32 protein-coding genes, 3 tRNA genes and 1 pseudogene are annotated in these 24,568 nt (G+C 35.3%); 20 read left to right on the forward strand and 16 right to left on the reverse strand.

Annotated elements, in window-relative coordinates; genetic code table 11:
• Positions 1–35: 35 nt before the first annotated feature.
• From dnaB to tgt, 5 genes and pseudogenes are all read right to left on the reverse strand, one after another.
• Positions 36–1,582: pseudogene (gene dnaB / locus DI487_RS02230) on the reverse strand (replicative DNA helicase).
• A gap of 152 nt (positions 1,583–1,734) precedes the next feature.
• Positions 1,735–2,688 carry an acetyl-CoA carboxylase carboxyltransferase subunit alpha gene (locus DI487_RS02235; protein WP_109568213.1) on the reverse strand — a complete coding sequence of 318 codons (954 nt, stop codon included), beginning with the start codon at positions 2,686–2,688 and terminating at the stop codon, positions 1,735–1,737.
• Between the two features lie 54 nt (positions 2,689–2,742).
• Positions 2,743–3,645 (reverse strand): DMT family transporter, encoded by a 903-nt coding sequence (locus tag DI487_RS02240; RefSeq protein WP_109568214.1) that lies wholly within the window; start codon positions 3,643–3,645, stop codon positions 2,743–2,745.
• Positions 3,632–4,711, reverse strand: coding sequence for an LptF/LptG family permease (locus tag DI487_RS02245; RefSeq protein ID WP_109568215.1), 1,080 nt, complete (start codon positions 4,709–4,711; stop codon positions 3,632–3,634). The genes DI487_RS02240 and DI487_RS02245 overlap by 14 nt, the downstream gene beginning before the upstream one ends.
• A 2-nt stretch (positions 4,712–4,713) precedes the next feature.
• Positions 4,714–5,844: a tRNA guanosine(34) transglycosylase Tgt gene (tgt, locus tag DI487_RS02250; protein WP_109568216.1), complete on the reverse strand. Its 1,131-nt coding sequence runs from the start codon at positions 5,842–5,844 to the stop codon at positions 4,714–4,716.
• Between the two features lie 184 nt (positions 5,845–6,028).
• On the opposite strand from tgt, the gene DI487_RS02255 reads away from it, so the two are divergent.
• Positions 6,029–6,877, forward strand: a complete 849-nt coding sequence (locus DI487_RS02255) for a transketolase (protein WP_109568217.1) — start codon at positions 6,029–6,031, stop codon at positions 6,875–6,877.
• A 17-nt stretch (positions 6,878–6,894) separates the two neighbouring features.
• A complete protein-coding gene (locus DI487_RS02260; protein WP_109568218.1) occupies positions 6,895–7,851 on the forward strand; it encodes a transketolase family protein in 957 nt (318 codons plus the stop codon).
• A 65-nt stretch (positions 7,852–7,916) separates the two neighbouring features.
• On the opposite strand, the gene DI487_RS02265 is transcribed toward DI487_RS02260, so the two are convergent.
• Together DI487_RS02265 and DI487_RS02270 are read right to left on the reverse strand one after the other, a co-directional pair.
• Positions 7,917–8,474, reverse strand: a complete 558-nt coding sequence (locus DI487_RS02265) for an FKBP-type peptidyl-prolyl cis-trans isomerase (protein ID WP_109568219.1) — start codon at positions 8,472–8,474, stop codon at positions 7,917–7,919.
• An 11-nt stretch (positions 8,475–8,485) separates the two neighbouring features.
• Entirely contained in the window at positions 8,486–8,839 is a 354-nt protein-coding gene (locus tag DI487_RS02270) for a hypothetical protein (protein WP_109568220.1), read from the reverse strand.
• Between the two features lie 75 nt (positions 8,840–8,914).
• Here DI487_RS02270 and DI487_RS02275 point away from each other — a divergent pair, with 75 nt between their 5' ends.
• The 3 genes from DI487_RS02275 to DI487_RS02285 are packed head-to-tail and all read left to right on the forward strand — an operon-like array spanning position 8,915 to position 10,375.
• Entirely contained in the window at positions 8,915–9,307 is a 393-nt protein-coding gene (locus tag DI487_RS02275) for an RNA-binding S4 domain-containing protein (protein ID WP_109568221.1), read from the forward strand.
• A complete protein-coding gene (locus tag DI487_RS02280) occupies positions 9,294–9,884 on the forward strand; it encodes a class I SAM-dependent methyltransferase (RefSeq protein WP_109568222.1) in 591 nt (196 codons plus the stop codon). Before DI487_RS02275 ends, DI487_RS02280 begins: the two co-directional genes overlap by 14 nt.
• The gene (locus tag DI487_RS02285) at positions 9,881–10,375 is read left to right on the forward strand and encodes a phosphoribosyltransferase family protein (RefSeq protein WP_109568223.1); all 495 of its coding nucleotides are present in this window, start codon (positions 9,881–9,883) and stop codon (positions 10,373–10,375) included. Before DI487_RS02280 ends, DI487_RS02285 begins: the two co-directional genes overlap by 4 nt.
• Here DI487_RS02285 and DI487_RS02290 read toward each other — a convergent pair.
• Positions 10,367–10,879: a shikimate kinase gene (locus DI487_RS02290; RefSeq protein WP_109568224.1), complete on the reverse strand. Its 513-nt coding sequence runs from the start codon at positions 10,877–10,879 to the stop codon at positions 10,367–10,369. The two genes, DI487_RS02285 and DI487_RS02290, sit on opposite strands and share 9 nt — an antisense overlap.
• A 128-nt stretch (positions 10,880–11,007) precedes the next feature.
• Between DI487_RS02290 and DI487_RS02295 the strand changes: the two genes are divergently transcribed.
• A tRNA-Lys gene (locus DI487_RS02295) sits at positions 11,008–11,080 on the forward strand.
• Positions 11,081–11,106: 26 nt separating this feature from the next.
• Positions 11,107–11,179 (forward strand) — tRNA-Lys (locus DI487_RS02300).
• A gap of 80 nt (positions 11,180–11,259) precedes the next feature.
• Here DI487_RS02300 and DI487_RS02305 read toward each other — a convergent pair.
• The 3 genes from DI487_RS02305 to DI487_RS02315 are packed head-to-tail and all read right to left on the reverse strand — an operon-like array spanning position 11,260 to position 13,808.
• Entirely contained in the window at positions 11,260–12,240 is a 981-nt protein-coding gene (locus tag DI487_RS02305) for an MlaD family protein (protein WP_109568225.1), read from the reverse strand.
• Positions 12,241–12,246: 6 nt separating this feature from the next.
• Positions 12,247–13,029, reverse strand: coding sequence for an ABC transporter ATP-binding protein (locus tag DI487_RS02310; protein WP_109568226.1), 783 nt, complete (start codon positions 13,027–13,029; stop codon positions 12,247–12,249).
• Positions 13,026–13,808, reverse strand: a complete 783-nt coding sequence (locus tag DI487_RS02315; protein WP_109568227.1) for an MlaE family ABC transporter permease — start codon at positions 13,806–13,808, stop codon at positions 13,026–13,028. The genes DI487_RS02310 and DI487_RS02315 overlap by 4 nt, the downstream gene beginning before the upstream one ends.
• Before the next feature lie 224 nt (positions 13,809–14,032).
• Here DI487_RS02315 and DI487_RS02320 point away from each other — a divergent pair.
• The 11 genes from DI487_RS02320 to bla all read left to right on the forward strand — a co-directional run bounded on the left by DI487_RS02320 (position 14,033) and on the right by bla (position 19,810).
• Positions 14,033–14,114: transfer RNA gene (locus DI487_RS02320), tRNA-Leu, on the forward strand.
• Positions 14,115–14,558: 444 nt separating this feature from the next.
• Positions 14,559–14,924, forward strand: a complete 366-nt coding sequence (locus DI487_RS02325) for a VOC family protein (protein ID WP_109568228.1) — start codon at positions 14,559–14,561, stop codon at positions 14,922–14,924.
• Between the two features lies 1 nt (position 14,925).
• Positions 14,926–15,366 carry an EVE domain-containing protein gene (locus DI487_RS02330; RefSeq protein ID WP_109568229.1) on the forward strand — a complete coding sequence of 147 codons (441 nt, stop codon included), beginning with the start codon at positions 14,926–14,928 and terminating at the stop codon, positions 15,364–15,366.
• Positions 15,359–15,820 carry a MarR family winged helix-turn-helix transcriptional regulator gene (locus DI487_RS02335; RefSeq protein ID WP_109568230.1) on the forward strand — a complete coding sequence of 154 codons (462 nt, stop codon included), beginning with the start codon at positions 15,359–15,361 and terminating at the stop codon, positions 15,818–15,820. The genes DI487_RS02330 and DI487_RS02335 overlap by 8 nt, the downstream gene beginning before the upstream one ends.
• Before the next feature lie 143 nt (positions 15,821–15,963).
• Positions 15,964–16,485 (forward strand): DinB family protein, encoded by a 522-nt coding sequence (locus DI487_RS02340; protein WP_109568231.1) that lies wholly within the window; start codon positions 15,964–15,966, stop codon positions 16,483–16,485.
• 153 nt (positions 16,486–16,638) lie between these two features.
• Complete coding sequence (locus tag DI487_RS02345; RefSeq protein ID WP_109568232.1) at positions 16,639–17,055, forward strand: immunity 22 family protein; 417 nt, start codon at positions 16,639–16,641, stop codon at positions 17,053–17,055.
• A 21-nt stretch (positions 17,056–17,076) separates the two neighbouring features.
• The gene (locus DI487_RS02350; RefSeq protein WP_109568233.1) at positions 17,077–17,436 is read left to right on the forward strand and encodes a nuclear transport factor 2 family protein; all 360 of its coding nucleotides are present in this window, start codon (positions 17,077–17,079) and stop codon (positions 17,434–17,436) included.
• A 38-nt stretch (positions 17,437–17,474) separates the two neighbouring features.
• Entirely contained in the window at positions 17,475–17,966 is a 492-nt protein-coding gene (locus DI487_RS02355; protein WP_109568234.1) for a GRAM domain-containing protein, read from the forward strand.
• Positions 17,967–17,994: 28 nt separating this feature from the next.
• Positions 17,995–18,408, forward strand: coding sequence for a hypothetical protein (locus DI487_RS02360; RefSeq protein ID WP_146193354.1), 414 nt, complete (start codon positions 17,995–17,997; stop codon positions 18,406–18,408).
• A gap of 14 nt (positions 18,409–18,422) precedes the next feature.
• Complete coding sequence (locus tag DI487_RS02365; protein WP_109568236.1) at positions 18,423–18,908, forward strand: tetratricopeptide repeat protein; 486 nt, start codon at positions 18,423–18,425, stop codon at positions 18,906–18,908.
• Positions 18,909–18,997: 89 nt separating this feature from the next.
• Positions 18,998–19,810: a subclass B1 metallo-beta-lactamase gene (gene bla / locus DI487_RS02370; RefSeq protein WP_245896500.1), complete on the forward strand. Its 813-nt coding sequence runs from the start codon at positions 18,998–19,000 to the stop codon at positions 19,808–19,810.
• Positions 19,811–19,930: 120 nt separating this feature from the next.
• Here bla and DI487_RS02375 read toward each other — a convergent pair whose 3' ends face one another.
• Genes DI487_RS02375 through DI487_RS02390 form a run of 4 tightly spaced genes read right to left on the reverse strand, consistent with a single transcriptional unit; the run spans position 19,931 to position 21,936 of the window.
• Positions 19,931–20,461 (reverse strand): DUF4252 domain-containing protein, encoded by a 531-nt coding sequence (locus DI487_RS02375; protein ID WP_109568238.1) that lies wholly within the window; start codon positions 20,459–20,461, stop codon positions 19,931–19,933.
• 3 nt (positions 20,462–20,464) lie between these two features.
• On the reverse strand, positions 20,465–20,992 hold the full coding sequence (locus DI487_RS02380) for a DUF4252 domain-containing protein (protein ID WP_109570578.1): 528 nt from the start codon (positions 20,990–20,992) through the stop codon (positions 20,465–20,467).
• Between the two features lie 4 nt (positions 20,993–20,996).
• Positions 20,997–21,440: a hypothetical protein gene (locus DI487_RS02385; protein ID WP_109568239.1), complete on the reverse strand. Its 444-nt coding sequence runs from the start codon at positions 21,438–21,440 to the stop codon at positions 20,997–20,999.
• The gene (locus DI487_RS02390; protein WP_109568240.1) at positions 21,421–21,936 is read right to left on the reverse strand and encodes an RNA polymerase sigma factor; all 516 of its coding nucleotides are present in this window, start codon (positions 21,934–21,936) and stop codon (positions 21,421–21,423) included. Before DI487_RS02390 ends, DI487_RS02385 begins: the two co-directional genes overlap by 20 nt.
• 83 nt (positions 21,937–22,019) lie before the next feature.
• On the opposite strand from DI487_RS02390, the gene DI487_RS02395 reads away from it, so the two are divergent.
• Both DI487_RS02395 and DI487_RS02400 read left to right on the forward strand, forming a co-directional pair.
• Complete coding sequence (locus DI487_RS02395; RefSeq protein WP_146193355.1) at positions 22,020–22,325, forward strand: hypothetical protein; 306 nt, start codon at positions 22,020–22,022, stop codon at positions 22,323–22,325.
• A gap of 89 nt (positions 22,326–22,414) precedes the next feature.
• Positions 22,415–23,440, forward strand: coding sequence for a S41 family peptidase (locus DI487_RS02400; RefSeq protein WP_109568242.1), 1,026 nt, complete (start codon positions 22,415–22,417; stop codon positions 23,438–23,440).
• A gap of 48 nt (positions 23,441–23,488) precedes the next feature.
• On the opposite strand, the gene DI487_RS02405 is transcribed toward DI487_RS02400, so the two are convergent.
• Entirely contained in the window at positions 23,489–24,568 is a 1,080-nt protein-coding gene (locus tag DI487_RS02405; protein WP_245896503.1) for a DUF5074 domain-containing protein, read from the reverse strand.

Raw genomic sequence — 24,568 nt, forward strand, 5'->3', positions numbered from 1 at the left:
CGCTCTTTTTATTTTATCTCTTTTTTTCTCAACTTTTAAAAAGGAACATCTGAATCATCATCTGAACTATTCATATTACTACCAAAAGCTTCATTAGGCGATGGTAAATTTGGCGTAATAAACGGATTACTGTCATCCAAGTTCATTTTAGAAGGCAATTCATCAAAAGGAGAACTAAAATCATCCAGATTGTCAAACTTACCTAAACTTCCAACAAATTTTAAACGGATATTATCTAAACCACCATTACGGTGTTTTGCTACAATAAATTCAGCCTGTCCTTGAGTTGGTGAGCGCTCTTCATCGTCCCATTCGTCTATTTTATAATATTCCGGACGGTAAATAAATGATACAATATCGGCATCCTGTTCAATAGCTCCCGATTCCCTCAAATCCGAAAGTAAGGGCCTTTTACTTGAACCACGAGTTTCTACAGCACGCGACAACTGTGATAAGGCTATAACCGGAACATTTAATTCTTTTGCCAAAGCTTTTAGATTACGCGAAATGGTCGAAATCTCCTGCTCCCTGTTTCCTCCACCTTTACCATTACCTCCGGCCGTCATTAATTGAAGGTAATCAATAACAATCATTTTGATTCCGTATTGAGACGCTAAACGACGTGCTTTTGCTCTTAAATCAAAAATTGACAATGACGGAGTATCATCGATATATAAAGGCGCTTTTTCTAAATCCTTTACTTTGATTGATAATTGTTCCCACTCGTGTTTTTCTAATTTTCCGGTTCTCAGTTTTTCAGATGACAATCCGGTTTCAGACGAAATTAATCGAGTAATCAACTGTACCGATGACATCTCTAAAGAGAAAAAAGCAACCGGCGCCTGATAATCGATCGCCATATTACGAGCCATTGACAATGTAAAAGCGGTTTTACCCATACCCGGACGTGCTGCCACAATAATCAAATCGGATGGCTGCCAACCTGAAGTTAATTTATCCAGATCATGAAAACCTGTCGGAATTCCACTTAGACCTTCTTTATTTGATATCTCTTCAATTCGTTTTTTAGCCTGAATAACCAAACTTTGAGCAGTTTCAGAACTCCGTTTAATATTTCCCTGAGTTACTTCATACAGTTTTGATTCGGCTTTGTCTAATAAATCAAAAACATCGGTAGTTTCATCATAAGACTCCTCGATAATTTCATTTGAAATTTTAATCAAACTTCGCTGAATATATTTTTGCAAAATAATTCTTGAGTGAAATTCAATATGCGCTGAGGATGAAATTTTTTGCGTTAGCTGGATCAGATAAAAATCACCTCCAGACATCTCTAATTTCCCGTTTTTCTTCAATTGAGCTGAAACGGTTAATAAGTCAATAGGCTGGGTATCGTTAAATAGCTCAACTATAGCTTCGAAAATATATTTATGGGCATCTTTGTAAAAGGCATCTGGTTGTAAAATATCAATAACTTCGTCTACTCCTTTTTTATCAATCATCATAGCACCCAACACAGCTTCCTCTAAATCAACAGCTTGGGGGGCAATTTTCCTTTTTCTAAATTAATGACGGTAGTTTTATCTACCTTAATAGGGTTTATATTCTTGATATTTTCCATTATGCTAAGGTAACCAAAAATTAATAGCTTTATTTTCAAGTTATTAAACAACACACGTTAATAACCTGTTTATAAGTCACTTTATTTTGTTAATAAGATAAAAAAAATCCGAAACGTTAAGGCTTCGGATAATTTTCAAGCTTTTTATGGGATTATTCTTTAAATTCTCCCATATTACAGTATTTATCCATTCTTTTAGCCGTAAGTTCAGCTGTTGATAAATCTTTTAATTCTTTATATGATTTTGTAATGAACTTTTCAACGGTTTTAAAGGTAGTCTCTCTGTCATAGTGAGCTCCTCCAAGAGGTTCCGGAATAATATCGTCAATTAGTTTTTGTTTTTTCATATCCGGAGCAGTCAATTTCAACGCTTCTGCTGCTTGCTCTTTGAACTCCCAGCTTCTCCATAAAATAGACGAACATGATTCCGGTGAAATTACAGAATACCAAGTATTTTCCAACATAAATACTTTATCTCCGACTCCAATTCCCAATGCTCCTCCTGATGCTCCTTCACCTACAATTACACAGATGATCGGCACTTTAAGTCGGCACATTTCAAAGATATTTCTGGCAATTGCTTCTCCTTGCCCTCTTTCCTCTGCCTCTAATCCCGGATAGGCTCCCGGTGTATCGATAAATGTTACAACAGGTAATCCGAATTTTTCAGCCATTTTTATTAAACGTAAAGCCTTGCGGTATCCTTCCGGATTAGCCATACCAAAATTTCTGTATTGGCGTGTTTTAGTATTGAATCCTTTTTGCTGTCCGATTACCATAAAAGATTGATCTCCGATCTTTCCTAACCCGCCAACCATTGCTTTATCATCTTTTACACCTCTGTCTCCGAAAAGTTCTAAAAAACTATCTCCACAAAGTGCTTTGATGTAATCCATCGTATATGGACGACTCGGATGTCTTGATAATTGGACTCTTTGCCAAGCCGTTAAGTTTTTGTATATATTTTTTTTAGTTTCTTCCAGTTTTTTTTCAATCTGTTTACACGTATTTGAAACATCAACATCCGACTCTTGCCCTATCACCACACATTTATCCAACTGATCTTCAAGTTCTTTAATCGGTAGTTCAAAATCTAAATATTCCATAGGTTTCTAATTTGGTTAGTGTTTACCAATACAAAGATAAAATTTTCAATAATATTAATTCAAGTTATTTTTCAGTTTTTGCTTTTTCTGATAATTTTTAACGACTGCATTCAGGATCACTGTCGACAAAATAATCAATGCTCCAACATAAAAAGACGGATTCATTTTTTCTTTTTCCTGAAACACTATAACTGCTAAAATAATTCCGTAAATAGGCTCCAGATTGATTGTAAGCATCACTGTATATGGACTTAAATGTTTCATCACGGCTACAGAAGCTATAAAAGCATAGGCTGTACAAACAGATGCTAAAACAAATAGCCATCCCAAATCGGGAAGCGATAACCGGAAGAATGCTGTGGTAAAACCCGAAGTAAATAAAAGATAGATCGACAAAAAGAGAACACCTCCTGATAATTCATAAAATGAAATCGTTGCCGGATGGTATTCCTTCGCAAATTTCCCGTTTATCACAGAAAACAATGCTGATAAGAAAGCGGAAGTCAAAGCTAAAATTATCCCCAACACATAATCGCCTTCCACATTAAAAATGATATACAATCCCAGAATAACAATTAATCCGAACAACACTTCGTACCAAACTATTTTTTTTCCGTATAATAACGGTTCTAAAAATGAGGTAAAAAAAGCTCCTGTAGACAAACAGGCCAGAGTAACCGAAACATTAGAAACTTTAATCGCTTTAAAAAAGGTCAGCCAATGAAGGGCAATGACCAAACCTGCCAACACCATAAAAAAAACGGCTCGCTTGGTTAGTGCCAAAGGGATCTTCTTCCAAAAGATAAAAAGTAATATAATAGCTGTAGCTATCGCCATGCGCCACCAAACTAACGGTAAGGCTTCCAGTGAGATCAAGGCTCCCAAAACTGCTGTAAATCCCCAGATAAAAACTATTAAATGAAGATGTAAATAACTTTTGAAATTATCGTTTTGCATTGCGCAACAAGTAAAAAGCTAAAATACCAAAAACCGTATTCGGAAACCAAACCGCTATTAACGGAGAAATACTCGACTTCTCAGCCATTGTTCCAAAAACTTTGTCAAAGAAAATAAACGTAAAAGCAATACATATTCCTATGGCTAAGTTCACTCCCATACCTCCTCTTCTTTTCATGGAAGAAACAGCAACTGCAATGATCGTCAGGATAAATGCCGATACCGGCAAACTGAATTTTTTATAAAACACGACCAGATAAGTATTGATATTGGCATTTCCTTTCTTTCTTTCCTTATTAATAAAATCATTCAATTGCCCTATGGTCATCGTTTCGGCAACATAAATAACCGGCGTCAGATCATCCGGTTCAAAATTGTATTCTTTAATTTCTTTCGACGACGATTCTAACACATCGTTAAACTCACCGATAGTTCTCTTGTTGTAATTATAGAGTGTGTATGATTTTGTTTCTTCATTATACCTGATACGATTTGCATCTACTCGCTCAACCAATTGTGTCCCGTTGAATTTTTCATGTACAAAATTGAATCCGGTTTTAGACAGGTAATTATAGTTACTTACATAAATATATTCGTCTTTGTTTATCTGTCTGAAAATATCTGATGTTTCTCTCGTTTTATTACTCCCTTTTAGGTTCTCATACCTGAAATCATTGAAACCCTTACTTGCCTTAGGAACCAGAAAAAAACCCATAATCAAAGCGAAAATAGAGACTATTGTTGCCCCGATAAAATATGGTCTTAAAAATCGTTGAAAAGAGATCCCTGAACTTAATATTGCTATGATCTCTGTATTATTAGCTAACTTAGATGTAAACCAGATCACCGATAAGAAAAGGAAAATAGGAAATAGTAAATTGGCAAAATAAATGGTGAAGTCAACATAATATACTAAGATATCCCCGATCGCAATATTCTTCTCGATCATTTTATTGACCTTCTCCGAAACATCAATAACGATCCCGATAGGAATAAACATTAATAACATGACAGTAAAAGTCATGAGATAACGGCGTAGTATATAAATGTCGATTATTTTCAGCATACTTATAATCTTTGTGCCAGTTGTATTACCATTTTATCTTTCCACTCACGGAACGTACCGGCTAAGATCTGACGTCTTGCTTCACGGACTAACCACAAGTAGAATCCTAAATTATGGATTGTTGCTATCTGTTTTCCTAAATATTCATTAGCCGCAAATAAATGACGAAGATATGCTTTAGAATATTCTAAATCTACAAAGGTATGCCCCATGCTATCGATCGGACTAAAGTCAGCTTCCCATTTTTTATTTTTAATATTGATGATTCCGTTTGCCGTGAATAACATTCCGTTTCTGGCATTACGCGTGGGCATAACACAATCAAACATATCAATACCCAATGCTATATTTTCTAAGATATTCACCGGAGTTCCTACTCCCATTAGATATCTTGGTTTATCTTCCGGTAAAATTGCAGTTACTACTTCAGTCATTGCATACATTTCCTCAGCAGGTTCTCCTACAGAAAGACCTCCTATAGCATTACCTTCTGCCCCGACATTTGCTATGTATTCTGCCGATTGCTGACGTAGATCTTTATATGTACTTCCCTGAACAATAGGAAACAGGGTTTGTTCGTAACCGTATTTCGCAGGAACTTTTCCCAAATGATCTACACAACGGTCTAACCAACGGTGCGTCATGTGCATAGAACGTTTCGCATAACGGTAATCACAAGGGTATGGTGTACATTCGTCAAATGCCATAATAATATCAGCACCAATCGTACGCTGAATTTCCATTACATTTTCTGGCGAAAAGAAATGATACGATCCATCTATATGCGATTTAAACTTGACTCCTTCTTCTTTGATCTTTCTGTTAGATGACAAAGAATAGACCTGATATCCACCGGAATCCGTCAAAATATTCCGATCCCAATTCATAAATTTATGTAAGCCTCCGGCTTTCTCTAAAATATCAGTCTGTGGCCGTAGGTATAAATGATAGGTATTTCCTAAAATAATATCAGGATTAATATCGTCTTTTAATTCTCTTTGGTGAACTCCTTTTACAGAAGCAACAGTTCCCACAGGCATAAAAATAGGAGTTTCAATCACTCCGTGATCTGTAGTAACAATACCTGCTCTTGCTTTACTTTTCTCGTCTTTCTTAATTAAATCAAACTTCATAAACAAAATTTACACGGCAAATATAAAGGAAATGAACCACTTGAAAGTACTTGTCTAAAAAATTTAAAATAGATTTAGGATTTATTTTGTGGATAATTAACGGATAACTTTAATAAGTTCCTGATAAAAGGTTTGTTGGAAGCAAAATTAAAAATTATTTTTGCAGAAATTTTAATCAAAATAAATGAAACCTAACACACAACAATTGCAAGATTTAACCATTCAGGTAAGACGTGATATATTACGAATGGTTCATGCCGTTAACTCAGGGCATCCGGGAGGATCACTAGGCTGTACTGAATTCTTAGTCGTATTATATCAATATTTAATGGAACGCAAAGAAGGTTTTGATATGGACGGGATCGGAGAAGATCTTTTCTTCTTGTCAAACGGACATATTTCTCCTGTATTCTACAGCGTTTTGGCCAGAAGTGGTTATTTCTCTGTTTCTGAACTGGCAACTTTTAGAAAAATAAATTCCCGCTTACAAGGGCACCCTACAACTCACGAAGGTTTACCTGGTATCAGAATGGCTTCCGGTTCGTTAGGACAAGGAATGAGTGTGTCAATCGGAGCTGCTTTAGCTAAAAAACTAAATGGTGACAATCATTTAATTTATAGCTTACACGGTGATGGCGAATTACAGGAAGGGCAAATTTGGGAAGCTGCCATGTATGCCTCTGCAAAAAAAGTAGATAATTATATTGCAACTGTTGATTACAACGGGAAACAAATAGACGGTACTACAGAAGATGTACTTTCTTTAGGAAACTTAAAAGCTAAATTCGAGGCTTTCGGGTGGGATGTTTTAGAAGTTAAAGAAGGAAATAACATTGAAGCTATCATTGCAGGCATGACCGAAGCGAAATCAAGAACCGGAAAAGGAAAACCTGTTTGTGTGTTATTATATACAGAAATGGGCAATGGTGTAGATTTCATGATGCACACCCATGCTTGGCACGGAAAAGCTCCGAACGATGAACAATTAGAAAAAGCTTTAGCTCAAAACCCTGAAACTTTAGGAGATTATTAATTCAACACAACGCAACAATGAAAAAATACGAAAATACAGGAAATAAAGATACTCGTTCAGGTTTTGGTGCCGGTTTAACCGAATTAGGACAAAAGAACGAAAATGTAGTAGCACTTTGTGCTGATTTAATCGGTTCTCTTAAAATGGATGATTTCAAGAAAAATCATCCGGAACGTTTCTTTCAGGTAGGAATTGCTGAAGCTAATATGATCGGTATTGCTGCAGGTTTAACAATTGGTGGAAAAATTCCTTTTACCGGAACATTTGCAAACTTTTCAACAGGACGTGTTTACGATCAAATCCGTCAATCAGTAGCTTATTCTGATAAAAATGTAAAGATCTGTGCTTCACACGCCGGATTAACATTAGGAGAAGACGGCGCTACACACCAAATCTTAGAAGACATCGGTTTGATGAAAATGTTACCGGGAATGGTTGTTATCAACCCATGTGATTACAATCAAACTAAAGCAGCTACTATTGCTATTGCCGAACACCACGGTCCGGTTTATTTACGATTCGGACGTCCAAGTGTACCGAACTTCACTCCTGAAAACGGAGAGTTTGTAATTGGTAAAGCAGTAATGCTAAACGAAGGCACTGATGTAACCATTCTTGCGACAGGTCACTTAGTTTGGGAAGCTTTAGTTGCAGCTGAAAAATTAGAAGAAAAAGGCATTTCTGCCGAAGTAATTAACATCCATACTATTAAACCATTAGACGAAGAAGCAATTTTAAAATCCGTTGCTAAAACAGGTTGTGTAGTAACTGCTGAGGAGCACAATATTTTAGGAGGTTTAGGTGAAAGCGTATCTCGTACATTGATTCAAAACAATCCGGTTCCTCAGGAATTTGTAGCTGTAAACGACAGTTTCGGAGAAAGCGGAACTCCGGCTCAACTAATGGAAAAATACGGATTAAATGCCGATTCAATTATTAAAGCAGCCGAAAAAGCTATTGCCAGAAAAAAATAATTGTGATATATATACAATAAAAAAACCACGCTTAGCGTGGTTTTTTTATTTCAATTAACTTCTTATTAATGACAACTGGAATCCAAATACTTAGGCGTTCCACTTGTACAAGTCGGAAACGGCAACAACAAATCACCGTTTGCATCTACATTGATCTCATCCTTTGTTAAAAAATCATCTCCATCATCATCATAATCCAAGAAATCAGGTAATAAATCACCATCTGTATCATCATCAAAATAATCATTGTTTCCATTCAGATCTTCCATATATGAGGGAACTTTGTCTCCTTCATGATCACGCTCTTCTCTTGAATATAGTTTTATCTGAAAAGCTATAGGTGCATATTGTGATATATTAGTAGCTACATTGCTAAAATAAGCCAAACCGGAAGGAATGAATACAAGAACATTCCCATAATCATTATGAGTAATCGTTCCATCTCCGTTTTCAACTGCAGATGCTTCTGTTTTTATTACAGATAATATCTGTCTGAATCCGGATATAGAAACAGCATCTGAAGAATATATGGCCGGAAAAGTGAACCACATTCCGAAATCATTCTGATCAAATACTACATTTTTCAGATTCCAACCTTTATAGCCCACAAAAGTGGAATCCACACTGGTAGGAGTTACTCCTCCCCTTCATTTAAAACCACATAATACAATTTATAATCAACATCATCATCAATTCTTCCATCTGTATACAAAGTTTCCCGTGTATCGTTCTTTACCGTAATGTATTGTAAAGGATAATTTGTTTGGTCCCAAATTGATGTTTCACCGTTCTCGATAGAGTCCACTGTTACATTCATATCAGAATCCACAGTCATGAAACAAGCCTGCAAATATTCTTCTATCTCTACGATATTCTCGTCATACACTTTTTGTCTGTTTCGGACCGTAGTTGAACTATCATCACTCTTATTACAAGATTGTAACAGCACTATTGCCAAAACTCCTAACCAATAAATTTTTGATTTCATGCAATTAAATTTTGTGCGCAAGATACAATTTTCCTTTATTTTTGTATGTTTATTAACATTGTTTTTTGATTTTTCATGAGGATAGATAAATATTTATGGGCTATACGCTATTACAAAACAAGGAACATGGCTAGTGAAGCCATTAAAAAGGGACATGTTACGGTAAACGGACAGGTAGCCAAACCTTCCCGGGAAATTTACCCAATGGACAAAGTCTCAGTCAGAAGAGACCAGATCAACTATTTGTTGACGATATTAGATATTCCGCAAAGCCGTGTTGGGGCTAAATTGGTTGATATTTACAGAAAAGACGAAACGCCGCAGGAAGCCTTTGCACACCTAGAAATGTTAAAACTCAGTAAAGAACATTACCGCGCCAAAGGTACGGGCAGACCTACCAAAAAGGACAGAAGAGATATAGAGAATTATTCAGACGAAACCGATTTTTCAGACCATGAACTTGAATAGCGACTATTGGGAAAACCGATATTTGAATAATGATATCGGTTGGGACACCGGAGGCATAACAACTCCTTTAAAAGAATATATTGACCAGATCGACAATAAGGAACTTAAGATTTTAATCCCCGGTGCAGGAAACGGACACGAATTCAATTACCTGATTCAAAATGGTTTCCGCAATACTTTTGTTGTTGACTTAGCACCTACACCTTTAAAACGAATCAGCGACTTGCATCCGGATTATTCTCATCAAATAATACAAGGGAATTTTTTTGATCACCAAGGACAATATGATTTAATACTGGAGCAAACATTTTTTTGCGCTTTAAATCCTGACTTGCGGAAAGATTATGTTTCAAAGATGCACAGTCTATTAAACCAGAACGGAAAAATAGCCGGATTGCTTTTTCAATTCCCACTAACGGAAGATGGTCCTCCTTTCGGTGGCTCTAAGGAAGAATATCTGGATTTATTCTGCAATCATTTCATGATCAAAACATTAGAGAACGCTAATAATTCCATAAAACCAAGAGCAGGAAGAGAACTGTTTATTATCTTTGAAAAAAATAACCGCACAACATGAAAAACATCATTTTAAATCATCAGGAGATTAAAAATAAGATAACCAGAATCAGCTATCAGATTTTGGAAACTTTTATTGATGAAGAAGAAATCATCATAGCCGGAATCAGTAAAAACGGTTTTATTCTGGCTCAAAAAATTGTTGCTGAAGTTCAAAAGATCTCCGATTTAAAAGTTGTACTTTGTGAAGTTTTCATTGACAAACCAGAACCACAAAAACCTATTGAAACGTCACTGAAAAAAGAAGAATACGCTAACAAAGGAATTGTTCTGGTAGATGATGTATTAAATTCAGGAACTACTTTAATATATGGTGTGAAACACTTTTTAGATGTACCGCTTAAAAAATTCAAAACGGCTGTTTTAGTAGACCGGAATCACAAAAAATTCCCTGTTAAAGCCGATTTTAAAGGGCTTTCTTTATCTACCTCCCTTCAAGAACACGTACAAGTAGTTTTTGAAGATGAAAACGATTATGCTTATTTAAGTTAATTTTCTTAAAATCTCCGCGACAACCTCATCTGTCGGTTGACTGGCATCAATTGTATGTTTTGCCTGATGGTAATAGAAATTGCGATCAAATAAATGCTTGCGTATGTAATCTTCCAGTTCTTCAACATTCAACTGAGCTACCAGCGGGCGGTTTTCTTTTTCTTCCGTTAAACGTTTTACCAAATCCGCTATAGGCACTTTTAAATAAAAAGATGCTATTTCCGGAAGTTGCAATTTTTCATGATTATTAGCATAACAAGGTGTTCCGCCTCCTAGCGAAAGTATATAATGATCATTATTAGCCACGAAGTCATTGAAATACAGACTCTCTACCTTTCTGAAATAAATTTCACCCTTTCTCTGGAAGATTTCTTTCACAGTCATTTTTTCTTTTTCTTCAATAATCTGATCCAAATCAAAAAAAGGTATTTCAGTTTTTTCTGATAAAATTTTACCGATCGTAGATTTCCCTGATCCCATGTAACCAATCAAGATAATTTCCATGTAAAAATAAAGTTCTAATAATTAATAACTTAAAAAATAATTTGTAAAAAAAAGCAAATTTATAACAAAAAAGCATTGAAAAATAAATTTAAGGTCTTATATTTGCACCCGCAATAAGGAAATGAATTGACTCCGTAGCTCAGCTGGTAGAGCATTACACTTTTAATGTAGGGGTCCTGGGTTCGAGCCCCAGCGGGGTCACAATTTTTTTCACTTATTAGCGCATTGACTCCGTAGCTCAGCTGGTAGAGCATTACACTTTTAATGTAGGGGTCCTGGGTTCGAGCCCCAGCGGGGTCACTTAAAAGGGACAAGTCTAAAAAAAGACTTGTCCCTTTTTTTGTTTTATACATTCTCTTTATCAGGAGAAGATCTCTTTATTACTTTGTTTTCTCTTTCTTTTCTTCTTTTTCTTTCTTTTTAAAATAGCCTCTGAACAGGAAATTATGCTTTAGCGCTTCCATATTTTCATTAAATCTCCCGGTACCTTCGTCTACATTTTTTACTATGTTTTCCAATTGTTTTACCAATGCAGTATCTTGTACTAAATAGTTAACCGTTCCTTTGCGTTCATTTAAGAGAGCCACAAAATCATTCAGATCCTTTGTCATTTGACTTATTTCTTTACCGGATGCTTCAAGATCTGTAATAAGATGTCTCATTTTATTTCCGGAAACTGTATCTGTCAATAATACTCCGGCAACACTTTCTTCAAAAGAGATGCGTTCTACCATATTTTCTAATGCTAACACAGTCTTATCTGCGCGGCTGCTTGTGTATTTTAAATTTCTGATCGCTACCTGAAGATCGTCTGCCATTAGGGTATCATTGAGCAGCCTACCGAATGTTCCCTTTCCTTGCGTTAGTGACCGAACTACTTTTAACAAGTCTGCCGTGAGCAGGGCGGCATTTTCATTAGTAACATTCAATGTATTCAACATCTCCTCTGTTCCTATTCTGGTGTAGGATATGATCTGATCACCGTTTTGCACATATTCTTGGGAATTTCTGCCCGGTATGATATTTACGATCATATTTCCGACCAATCCGTCGGAGCCAATTGTAGCAATGGCATCTTTTTTAATATGTTTCATCATTTTTTCATCTATAACCATGTGCACCCGGACTGTTGTATCGCTTTCCATTTCTATATCTCCCACGGTTCCTATGTCTACACCTGAAAAACGGACATTATTTCCTTTTTGCAAGCCGTTCACATTGGTAAACACAGCATTAATAGTAAACGTTTTTCCTATTATCCCTTTGTAATTCCCTATAAAATAAATCGCTAACAGCAGAAACAAACTGCCTATGATAACAAAAATGCCTAATCGGATATTTTCTGAAGATGTCTTTGTCATAATCTGTTATTTAAAAAAAGCTTTGATCTTAGGATCTGAAGCTTCCGATAATTCTTTATACGTTCCTTCTGCATAGTTAATTCCGTCTACCAATAAGATCATTCGATCAGAAATAACTCTGGCGCAATCCACATCGTGTGTAATGATGATCGAAGAAGTATCGTATTTTTTCTGAATAGTTCTCATCAGTTCAACGATCTCTTTGGAGGTTATAGGATCCAGTCCACTGGTCGGTTCATCATACAAAATGATTTTGGGCTTCATAATCAGGGTTCTTGCTAAAGCAACCCGTCGTTTCATTCCTCCCGAAAGCTCTACCGGCATTAAGTTCACCGTATGGGCAAGTCCGACATTTTCTAAAGCTTCCCTAACCAGATCATCTGTGTTTCCTCTGTTCTTCTGTTTTCTCTTGTGCCTTCTTAAAGGAAATTCAAGATTTTCCTGTACGGTCATAGAGTCATAAAGCGCACTTCCCTGAAAAAGGAATCCGATATCTGCCCGGAGATCATCCAGATCTTTATGCCCTAATTGTGTGATCTCTCTCCCCATAACTTCAATACTTCCGCTATCGGGTTGCATCAATCCTGCCAAGCACTTGATCATTACTGTTTTTCCGGAGCCGGATTTTCCCATAATCACTAGGTTTTCTCCTTTGTAAAGTAGCATATTAAAACCATTGAGTACCTTGTTCTCATCAAAACTTTTGTGCAAGTCTTTAATCTGAATAACGATCTCATTAGTACTTTGAGTTCTCGTATAATTACCTCTTATACCTCTTTCTTCCTTCATAGCCCATAAAATATATCTGTTACCAAAACGGCTACAAAATCTAACACAAAAATAAAAATTGAAGCCATTACTACAGCTGTATTAGCAGCTACGCCTACGCCGGCAGTTCCTCCTTTACAGTTATAGCCTTTAAAGCACCCTATCAGTCCAATAGCAAACCCGAAGAAAAAGGTTTTTAACGTTGCCGGAATAAGGTCACTGAACTCCAACGATCTGAATACCTGACTAAAATACAGGTAGAAAGAAACATTCCCCTTTATATTTTCTATCAGGAAAGAACCGTAGAGTGCCAGTACATCTCCTAAAATCACCAATAAAGGAATCATGAGCGTTGTAGCCATTATTCTGGTTACTACTAAAAATTTAAAAGGATTTGTTCCCGAAACTTCCATTGCATCGATTTGTTCGGTTACTTTCATAGACCCCAGTTCGGCTCCAATACCTGATGCTATCCGGCCTGCACAGATAAGTGCTATAATTACAGGTCCTATCTCTCTGATAATAGATATTCCCACCATGGAAGGCATCCATGATACGGCACCAAACTCTTGTAAAGTGGGTCTTGTTTGTAACGTAAGTACAAGTCCGATAATGAAACCGGTAAGTCCGACTAAAGGAAAAGATCTGTTTCCCACCCGGTAACATTGGCGAAATAGTTCTTCAAACTCATAGGGCGACTTCCATGTTTCAATAAAGAACCTCCCGGCAAAACCGGTTAACTCGCCTGTAAGCTGAAGAAAATCCCCTGCTTTTCTGAATATGGTACTTGTTTTCGGCATATAATGTATAGCTGGGTTTCGTTTTTTAAAGATACGTTTTTTTCTTTACAATAAGAATGAAAAGTCTTTCAGGAACTCAATCTACTATCCCTGTTTTTCTTTTCAAAACTTGTCAATTCAAAAAAAGGCTATACATTTGCTGCTCGCAAAAGCAGGAATAAGCTTTCTTGTTTTATACAAAAGTTATCTATCTTATGGTAGCTTTTTTTTGCTAAATACTTTTAGGCCACGTGGAGAAATTGGTAGACTCGCCATCTTGAGGGGGTGGTGTCGCAAGACGTGTCAGTTCGAATCTGATCGTGGTCACTGTTAAGATCCCCAAGACTTTATACAAAAAAGATTTGGGGATTTTTTTATAAGCAGTATAAAAAATTGCCAGCTTTAGGCGGAAAATAAGAGCCAGAGAATTTTGAATTAACAGATATCGAAGTTCATTTCGAATTAAGTCAACAAATTCATAAACAAATCCAAGATTTGCCGGACGGAACAAAAGTCAATATTATAACGGTTTAATAAAAAATGTTCTACAACATTGGTCAGCCAGCATTATGGCTTTTCACCCACTTCCAAATTTTATCCGAAAATTCAAAAGTTTGAATTATCTATTTTACTCAATCTTGACATAACACCAACCAAACTTTTACAGAACAGCTTACAACATACTTTTTTAGTCGTTCAAAAATAAAAAGTAAAAAATATTTGTATTTTTGTTGTCGTATATATTATATTTGTGACAACAAAATTAAAATAATGAGAAAATTAGAATTTATATCTCTTCAAGTAAGAGATTTAGAAGTATCAAAAGACTTCTACACGGAAAAATTAGGTTTTGAACTTGCAGGAATACCTAATCCTGACGCATACGTTTTTAAATACAATAAAGGTGAAGCAAGTTTTGCCATTAGAAAACCTATCGGAAATATTGACGGTAAAGAATTAGGAATCGGTGTTTCACCTTGGTTCGCCATTGACGGCACAATTGAAGAGTTTCAAAAAGGTCTGACAGAAAAAGAAGTTCTAATTTTAGGAACAATAAACAATACTCCATTCGGAAAGACTTTAATGGTGAAAGATCCTGATGGTTACGTGCTTACTTTTCTACAACTGAACAACTAAAATGAAAGAAAGAGAAACAAAATATTGGATTTTCGTAGCATCCAAAGACCATGTAAGAACAGGTGTTTCGGAAGGAATTGCACAAGCCTGCCACGGAAAAGCCGCTCCGTTAAAAAGAATGCTAAAAGGCGATTTTGTAATCTATTATTCGAGCAAACAGACAATGGACAAAACAGACAAATGCCAAAAGTTTACAGCTATCGGAAAAGTCAAAGATGAAGAGGTATATCCGTTTCAAATGACAGACGATTTTTGTCCATTCAGACGAAATATTGAGTTTTTCGAGCACCATGACATTTCCATTTTACCCCTGATAAATGATTTACAATTTATCCAGAACAAACAAAGTTGGGGTTATCCGTTTCGTTTTGGAGTTTTGGAAATCAACAAACATGATTTTGATTTAATTTCGTCTATAATGCTAAAAAAAGAATATGTCTGATAAAATTAATTTTCTATTTAAAAGTCCGGAAGAGAGTCCCGGATATTTGTTGGCCCAACTGATGTTACTTTGGCAGCGTAAACATAAAAAGGTTTTAGATCCATTAGATCTGACACAAACACAATTTGTCTTACTTTCTTCAATCGCCTGGTTAACAAACAAAAGTGATAATGTAACACAAGTGGAAATTGCCAATCTGAATAATTTTGACCGAATGATGGTATCTAAGGTTCTTCGAACTCTACAAACCAAAAAATTAATAATAAGACAAGAGCACGAAACCGACACCAGAGCAAAAATTGTCAGATTAACATCTCATGGCGAAAAAGTATTACAATTGGCACTGACAAAAATCGAAAATGCAGACATTGAATTTTTCTCAAGTATTGGAGACAAACTTTCTGACTTTAATTCGAATATGTATAAACTCATAGAAGCCAATAAAAACGAATAGAAACACTCTCTGTTGTCTATATTTCTAATTTTGTACTAGCAATTCGCTTTGTTTGTGCCTCCGAAAGCCCAGAGGTACTTGTATATTTGATCTCTAAAGCTTATAACATTAAGTATTCAATTATCTTATAGAAAATTTTAACTATGACTGACAAAACCATTTACAAGGATGCTCCAGACTATTGTCATTACTTTTTTGATTTAGTTAAAACGGACAACCTACTGGACGAGCTCTATAAGAGTTATCAAATAACAAACGAATTATTTCAGCGGATCACACCTGAAAAAGAGAATTTTTCTTACCAGCCTGACAAATGGACCACAAAAGAAGTTATACGACATATCATTGATTGTGAAAGAGTTTATACATACAGAGCATTTCGCTTTTCAAGATTTGACAATACTGAGCTTCCGGGATTTGACGAAAATAAATATATTGAAGCTGTGAAAGGAAAAACACTCCATTTATCTGACTTAAAAGAGGAGTATGAAAATATTAGAAAATCAACAATTGTATTGTTTAAGACAATGACAAACGAAATGTTAGATTTTAAAGGATCGGCAAACAAGGTTGATTTCACAGCGAGGACACTTGGTTTTATGACAGTAGGTCATAACTTACATCACTGTAATTTTATAAAGACAAAATATTTGAATAAAAATTAAAAGCGACTAACATGTACTCAGGTTCTGAGAACTTCCCTTTTGTTTAACCAGTTACTCTACTCATACCTTCTAAAATTAAAAGTTTACATTATATTTGTTTTAACTAACTACTCTTTATAAAACAGTTATAACATTAAGAAGAACCATTAAAAAATGACCACAAAAAAGATAATCTGCGTTTGGATCGGAACCTATAATTCAGAAAAAGAATTTTATCAGGAGTATTTAAAATTTGATTATGAAAACGAGGATGAGCCTACATCACAATTCGGAAAAGATGTTGAGCTGGAATATTATGACGAAGATTATATTGAAAGTTGGTGGTTTAAAAAATTAGAGATCAATAATATCATTCAGAATCAAGATGTTTTACCGGACTCTCAATACTTCTTTGAAGAACTGATCTCGGAATTAAAAAAGAGAGACCTGAATGCCTTAAATTTTATTACATTTCTTTTCGGTGAGATTGGCACTTACGAAACAAATGAAATGTTATTTGAATATTCCGGAATGAGATCCACTGAAAAGCCTGTTGAATTTATTTTCAAAAAAGAATATGAATTACTATAGAAACGCATACAAAAACAGAATATGAAACCAAAAGAACTAGTTGAAGAATGGGTAAAAGCATTTAATGAAGGTAATGCTGAAAAGATATCATCCTTCTATCATTCAGACGCTATTAACCATCAAGTGGCAAATGAACCTGTTATAGGAAAAGTAGCCATTCAGGAAATGTTTGAAAATGAATTTAGTCAGGCTGAAATGACTTGCCTCGTTGAAAACATTTTTGAAGATAACGATTGGGGCATTTTAGAATGGAAAGATCCTTTGGGCTTAAGAGGTTGCGGCTTTTTTCATATCACAGAGGGAAAAATTAAATTTCAAAGAGGCTATTGGGACAAATTGTCTTTTTTAAGACAACACCAACTTCCTATACCTACAGAATAGAAATCATACAATAAAATTAATTTAATCCAATTGAAAATATGAATGAAATCAGAAACTCCTTTTTAGCAGGAATTGCTTTTGGACTTTTATTCGGACTCTTTCTTGCCATTCGTTTTGAGATGAAATATGCCTTGATCGCAGGACCGATATCCGGACTTGCTTTCGGATTAATCCTATATTTGTTCGCGAGTTCCAAGACCGTAAAAAAACAAACTCAAATTGAGAATATTGACGGAGAAACGGTTATTCGTTCCGGAGGCGCTAATCATTTTAAAAATGGTGAGGCAGTAGGCGGGAAACTTTATTTACTGAAAGATAAGCTCCAGTTTCAATCGCATAATTTCAATGTTCAGAATCACAGACTAAGTATAAATCTCAATCAGATCAAAGAAGTAGGTTTTTATAACGCTCTCGGACTTATTCCCAATGGACTAGAAATAAAAACAACGGACGGTCAAACCGAAAAATTTGTGGTTAATGGCAGACGAATCTGGAAAGAAGAAATTGAAAAATTGAAATCAGAAAGTTAGAAAGAAAAAATAAGTTTCATATAGAACTATGAGAGTACAATCATTTGAAAATATGGAAGTCCAGTATAAAACTGAAAACGAAGGATTAGAAACTGAAGACTTAGCAGAAAGAAAAAAATTACTTAAAAAATACCTTCATTCAGTTATTGTCGAAGGAGAACATAGTGAATTTGATAACCTTGAAAAATGGATCAAGCTAAACATAGATCGAAATGGACTTGAAAATATTTACTACGGAAAGACTGGATACAATTACGGTTTTGCTGAATATTTTCTTAGTGAAAAGGAGTACCAAGTAAAATTAAAAGCGATCATTCCGTACATTTTCACAACTTATCCTAATGCATGTCCTTCAAGTTTAATATGTAAAAGCGATGGTTATAATGTAACCATTGAATATGATGGTTTTTATAAAAATGCAATTCTATTTCCGATAGAATAACGAAAACTGAAGAAATGAAAGAGAAATTAAACAAAGCCATAGAATTAAGAAGCCAGAAAAAATTCAAATTGGCCGAATCTATTTTCAATGAATTGATTTTAGAATATCCCAATAGTGCTCTGGTATATTATCATTTTGCATGGCTTTGTGATAATATGGAACGAGAAACCGAAGCCCGACCAAAATATGAAAAAGCACTGGAATTAGGATTAACAGGAGAAGATTTAAAAGGGTGCTATCTCGGCTTAGGAAGTACTTACAGGTGTATTGGAGAATATGAAAAAGCCATTGTCATTTTTGACAAAGCCATAAAAGAATTCCCTTCTGATAATGAATTCAAAGTCTTTAAAGCAATGGCACTATACAATTTAAAGAATCATCAAGAAGCAATGTACTTGCTATTGAATGTTATCGCTAAAACGAGTACTGATAAAGGTATTGAAGAATATCAAAAAGCAATTGAATACTATTCGGACAAATTGGATAAAAAATTTAATTAAAGATCAAAAATAAAACGCCGTAAGCCTTTCAAAAAACCGGAGGTTGATGTTATGATCTGAATAAAATATGATATCTAAAACTATAAAAAATGAAATTTACCACTAAGCTATTCATGATACTATCTCTTTTTACGGGATCAGTTTTTGTGTCCTGCAAAGAATCATCATCTAAAGAAAATCAGAAAGAGCCAACAACTGAAAACGACAATTTTGAAACACATTCTACAGATGGTATATTAGTATATGAAACAAAAAAACTCATCATCAAAAAATTATCCGATCACATCTATCAGCATATTTCTTATCTGAATACAGAAAATTTCGGAAAAGTAGCCTGCAATGGTATGTTAGTCATAAATGAAAACAGAGGAATTGTTTTTGACACCCCAACAGATAATGAAAGTTCAAATGAGTTAATAAATTATGTTACTAATGAGCTTAAAACTAACATAATTGCACTTATTCCCACCCACTTTCACGAAGATTGTGTTGGGGGAATCACTGAATTTGAAAAACATGATATTCCGGCTTATGCTACTAACCAAACAATTGCTTTATTAAAAGAAAATAAAATTAATTTTTCTAATCCGATAACTAATTTTGAAGATAGTTTCACATTAAACATCGGGAACAAAAAAGTTTATGTGGAATACTTTGGAGAAGGTCATACAAAAGATAACATCATCGGATATTTTCCGGATGACAATGCGATCTTTGGCGGATGCCTGATAAAGGAAGTCGGAGCTAGTAAAGGATATTTAGGGGATGCTAATACTAAAGAATGGTCAACTACTGTAAAAAAAATTAAACAGAAATATCCCAATGCTGAAATTGTGATTCCGGGTCATGGACAATGGGGTAAAACGGAACTATTTGATTATACCATAAAGCTATTTGAATAAAATGCAGCTTATAAAGCTGCTCAAATTATGAATTCAAAGTCCGGTTTAGAATCACAACAAAAAGAGCCTTGGATTTTACAACCCCAAGGCTCTTTTTTTCATAATAACTAACCTTATTTCTTATTTCAGAGCTTCTTTCAATGGCTTTAGTTGATCCAGATCCAGATCTGCTTTTCGGATGATCTCAACTAAGTTAACCACATCAGTCGGCTTCATGTTATCTCCTAACAATCTGGCTACTACAAAACCTTCTTCTTTTCCGGAAGCAAATAAAACAAACTCGTCAATTTTCTCATCGTTTCCTACCAAATACACAGAAAGTCCTTTGTCAGTATTCCCGAATTTCATTAACGGTTCATACGCTTCTTCTTTCAGAATACCCTTTACTTTATTTTTTTCTGCTTCAAATCGGGTTTTATGTAACGAATCGTTTTTATAAGCTAAAACGTTTAGTTTTTTAAAAGACGACAAAGCTTCTTTTTCCTCTGAAGTCAAGGTTAACTTCTCTGTATTAATAAAACTCGGCGCCAGATCTAATGCTATGAAATCCTGAGATTCAGAATTCTCAACAAAATATTTTTGAAGTGATTCTTTGTTTTCGCAAGAAACCAAGCTTAAAACAAATACTGCTACTATAACTACAATTCTCATCTTTTATTTTTTTGAAGCTTTTTTTAATTCATCTCCTCCTGGAAGGCTCATTTTTTCGGTTAAAGCTGATATCTCATTCAGATCAAAATTTCCGATAAGTGACAAAACTACTGTCTGATGTTCCTGTCCTGTTGTCTCATCAATGAACATCAACAGTTCTTTTACGATCTCTCCGTTTCCGGAAGATTTGATATAAATATTTACTTTTTTACCGCTGTCGTTAACACGCATCAATTCTTCTAACGGATTAGATTTCAGATAACTCGCAACCGTTGCTTTCATATCAGCGGCTACTTTAACGTCATTAGTAGTGAATACTTTCAGATTTTCAAGCTTTTTAAGCAGGTTCAAATATTGTTGGGCATCTTTTTCTTTTGCATCGATAGACATTTTGCCCATCAATTCAAACATTTTCTTATTCACTATTACAGATGTCACTCCGTCCTTATCTTCAAACTTATCAAAAACGGATTGTGAAAAAATCACATTTGACACTAAAAACAGAACGAAACTAAATGCTAAATTTTTCATTTCTTTACTCTTTAAAAATTGTTTTTTTTGTTTTTTCATACTCTTTTAAAACAGCTACACTTTCTACCCCCTGATTTACGCTGTTTGAAACCATGTCCAACGCTTTTTGAGTTGCAACAAAGGCTTCTTCAGGACTGTTGAACGTTCCCAGATCTTCTTTAGGACTCTCAGAAAAATAGAATTGTAACACTCCGAAAAGAACAACAAAACTGGCAGCAATGCCTATCCATTTTACAATATGATTATGTTTTCTAGGTTGTAATGGTAGTGCTTTAGTAAATTGTTCTTCTCTTTGCATTCGGAAGTTCGCAAACATCGGCTGATAAGACACCAGATCGGGTGCCACATCTTCAGAGGAGAAGTAGGCCTTTAATTGTTTCTCTTCTGCTATTGATGTTTGTCCTTCAAAATATTTTTCCAGCAATTGTTTAACTTGTTTTGATTCCATAATTATGTTTTGCTGTTATTTTTTCTCTTATTGTTTTTCTTGCTCTTGATAATGCCACCCGAACTGCTGTTTCGTTCATATCTAAAACGGAAGCGATCTCATTAAATTCTAACTCCTCTATATCCCGCATTTGAACAATGAGTCTTTGCTGTTCCGGCAATTCATTAATAATTCTCTCTACCCAGTTTAAAGCATCTCTATCTTCTAATTGCTGCTCTACATCCGGTTTACCGTCTTTATAATTACTGTGTACCAGTTGCAGATTTCCGCTTCTTTTCGATTTTAACTGATCCAGACAGTAATTTTTTGTCATTGTCATGGCCAGTGCTTCAACACTGTTATAACCTTTTAAATGATCGTTTCTATTCCATAATTTTAATAAAACCTCTTGTGTAGCATCCTCAGCTTCTTCTCTACTGACTAACATTCGCTTGGCTAAGCGAAAAAGTTTGTCTTTAAAAGGAGAAATGATCTGTATAAACTCCTGTTGCTTCATTTTAAAAGGTTTATATGATACAGACGAATGTACTTTATTTTTGTTACACGAAAAAATTAAGTATTTTTAAAAATAAAAAAAGCATGAAATATTTCCCCTTAAAAATGTTGCTCGTTTTGGTTTTAAGCGGGCTGACAGTCAGTTGTTCTGACGACTGGGATGACAATCCTCAAAGCGCCTCTGTTAATGATTTTATCTGGAAAGGTCTAAACCAATATTATTATTGGCTCACGGATAGTCCGGATCTATCTGATGATCGATTTGCTTCACAAACCGAATACACTCAATTTCTGGAAACTTTTGCGACACCTGAAAACGTATTCGATCATTTAAAACTAGAAGCCCCACAGACCGCTTTAGTGTTCTTTATTCGGATTATACATTATTAGAGCAGGCTCTAACCGGAACTTCTGAGAGTAACGGAGTTGATTACGAACTGCGCTATGCTCCTAATAGTTCAACCGAAATCTTCGGTTGGGTGCGTTATATTCTTCCTAATTCTGACGCTTCGACAAAAACTATTTACAGAGGAGATGTTTTTTATGCCATAGACGGCGTCTCTTTAAACGTTAATAACTATAAAACATTGCTGGGACAGAGTACTTATACTTTATATCTAGCAGATCTAGTTAACGGACAAATCGTTCCCAACGGAAATACCGTAACACTGAACAAAACTCCTTATTCGGAAAATCCTGTTTATATAAAAACCACATTTACTGTCGGTAATAAAAATGTAGGTTATTTGATGTACAACGGCTTTTATGAAAGTTATGAAAACGAATTAAACAATGCTTTTGCCTACTTTCAGGCTGAAGGGATTACCCATTTAATTTTAGACTTGCGTTACAATTCGGGAGGTGCTGTAGCTACGGCTACCCGACTGGCGAGTATGATAACCGGACAGTTCAACAATGAGATCTTTGCCCGTCAGGAATGGAACTATAAATTAGAAGACTATTTCGGTAGCGATTCGGAACAACTGTTAAACCGCTTTACGAATACTATAAAAAACGGAGCTGCAATTAATCATTTGAATCTGGATAAAATTTACATCATTACGACTCAAAAAACAGCTTCGGCCAGTGAGCTGGTCATTAACGGTCTTACGCCCTATATTAATGTCACACAGATCGGAGATCACACTATCGGAAAAAATGTTGGCTCCATCACTTTGTATGACTCTCCTACTTTTTCTAAAAGCAATGTTAACCCAAACCACAGGTATGCTATGCAACCTATTGTTTTAAAAATATCAAATGTTAACGGATTTTCTGATTATTCTACAAATGGACTACCTCCTGATGTTTCTCAATCAGAAGATCTGGAAAATCTCGGAATACTCGGAGATCAAAATGAACCACTTTTACAGACAGCGCTGAACTTTATTGACTTGAATGGTCGACCAACAATTCCTCAAAGGACTGAAATCTATAAACCATTTAATAGTACACTTGATCAGGATATTTTAAAAACTGAAATGTACCTTGAATTACCGCAATAAAAAAAAGTCCTGCATGTGCAGGACTTTTTTTGGGGCAAAAAGAATGAATTAATTATTAAAATAAAAACCGTTAGGACTTACTCTAACTGTGTTCTCGTATAATAATGTTCCGCTTGTATTAAAAATATAGATAGAACCGTTTGAACTGTAGTCTGCAGCATCTCCTATGTAAACTTTACCGCCTTCAACCTGAAAACCGTAAATTCCGTATACTCCCTGATCTGCAACTGATAAAATAGGCGTAGAAGGCAATGTAGTAGCAGATGTACTCATTGAATATACAGCAGCATTGATTGTATAATAAATTGTTCCGTTTTCAATATCTAAATTTGCAGGATGACCTGTCGGAAAATCAAGTGTCGTAAAAGTATTGTCCGAAAGGTCTATTGTAACCAAAACTCCGTTAGTATCTCCTCCGCCACCTGTCCAGTCTGTAATTCCTCCGCATAGCACATATAAATAACCGTTTTCCGTTGCCAATGAGTTCGGAACATCTCCCACAGTAATTGTTGTTGTAACAGTATCAGTTGCTGAATCGATCACTACAACAGCATTTCCGTTATTCCAACCACCTTTTAAAGCGACATATAATTTACCGTTCTCTTCCTCTATTCTTTCCGGACCTTCTCCTACCGGAATTGTAGCTTCAACAGCATAGGTTGTTGTATTCAGCACCGCTACATAATCATCTGTTGCACTTGAAGCATCTCCCCAATTGGTTACATAAGCTTTATCATTTGCAAAAGCAATGTATCGCGGATTGGATAGACCTGAAGAAACTGTTCCTATAGGTTCTAAAGTATAACGGTTTACGATCTCGATCTTGTTAGAGCCGTTAACCACAATAAAAGCCATAGTATTGTAAAAACCGATACTTTGACCTGTATTCCCTACACCTTCATTGTTCACCGCTCCATAAGCATCTGCCTGAAAAAAAGAAAAATCATCTGCTAAGAAAGAAACAGTGCTGTTATCAACACCATAATTCCCTTCATTCAAAATAAAGATTCCATTTTCATAAGTAACAGCCGGTTCCGGTTGTTCCTGATTGTTATCGTCATCATTGCTACACGAAGCAAAAAATAAAGCTATTGTTGCCGCTAATAATGAAATTTTTCTAATATACAT

This window comes from Flavobacterium sediminis, from assembly GCF_003148385.1.
Lineage (GTDB): Bacteria > Bacteroidota > Bacteroidia > Flavobacteriales > Flavobacteriaceae > Flavobacterium > Flavobacterium sediminis.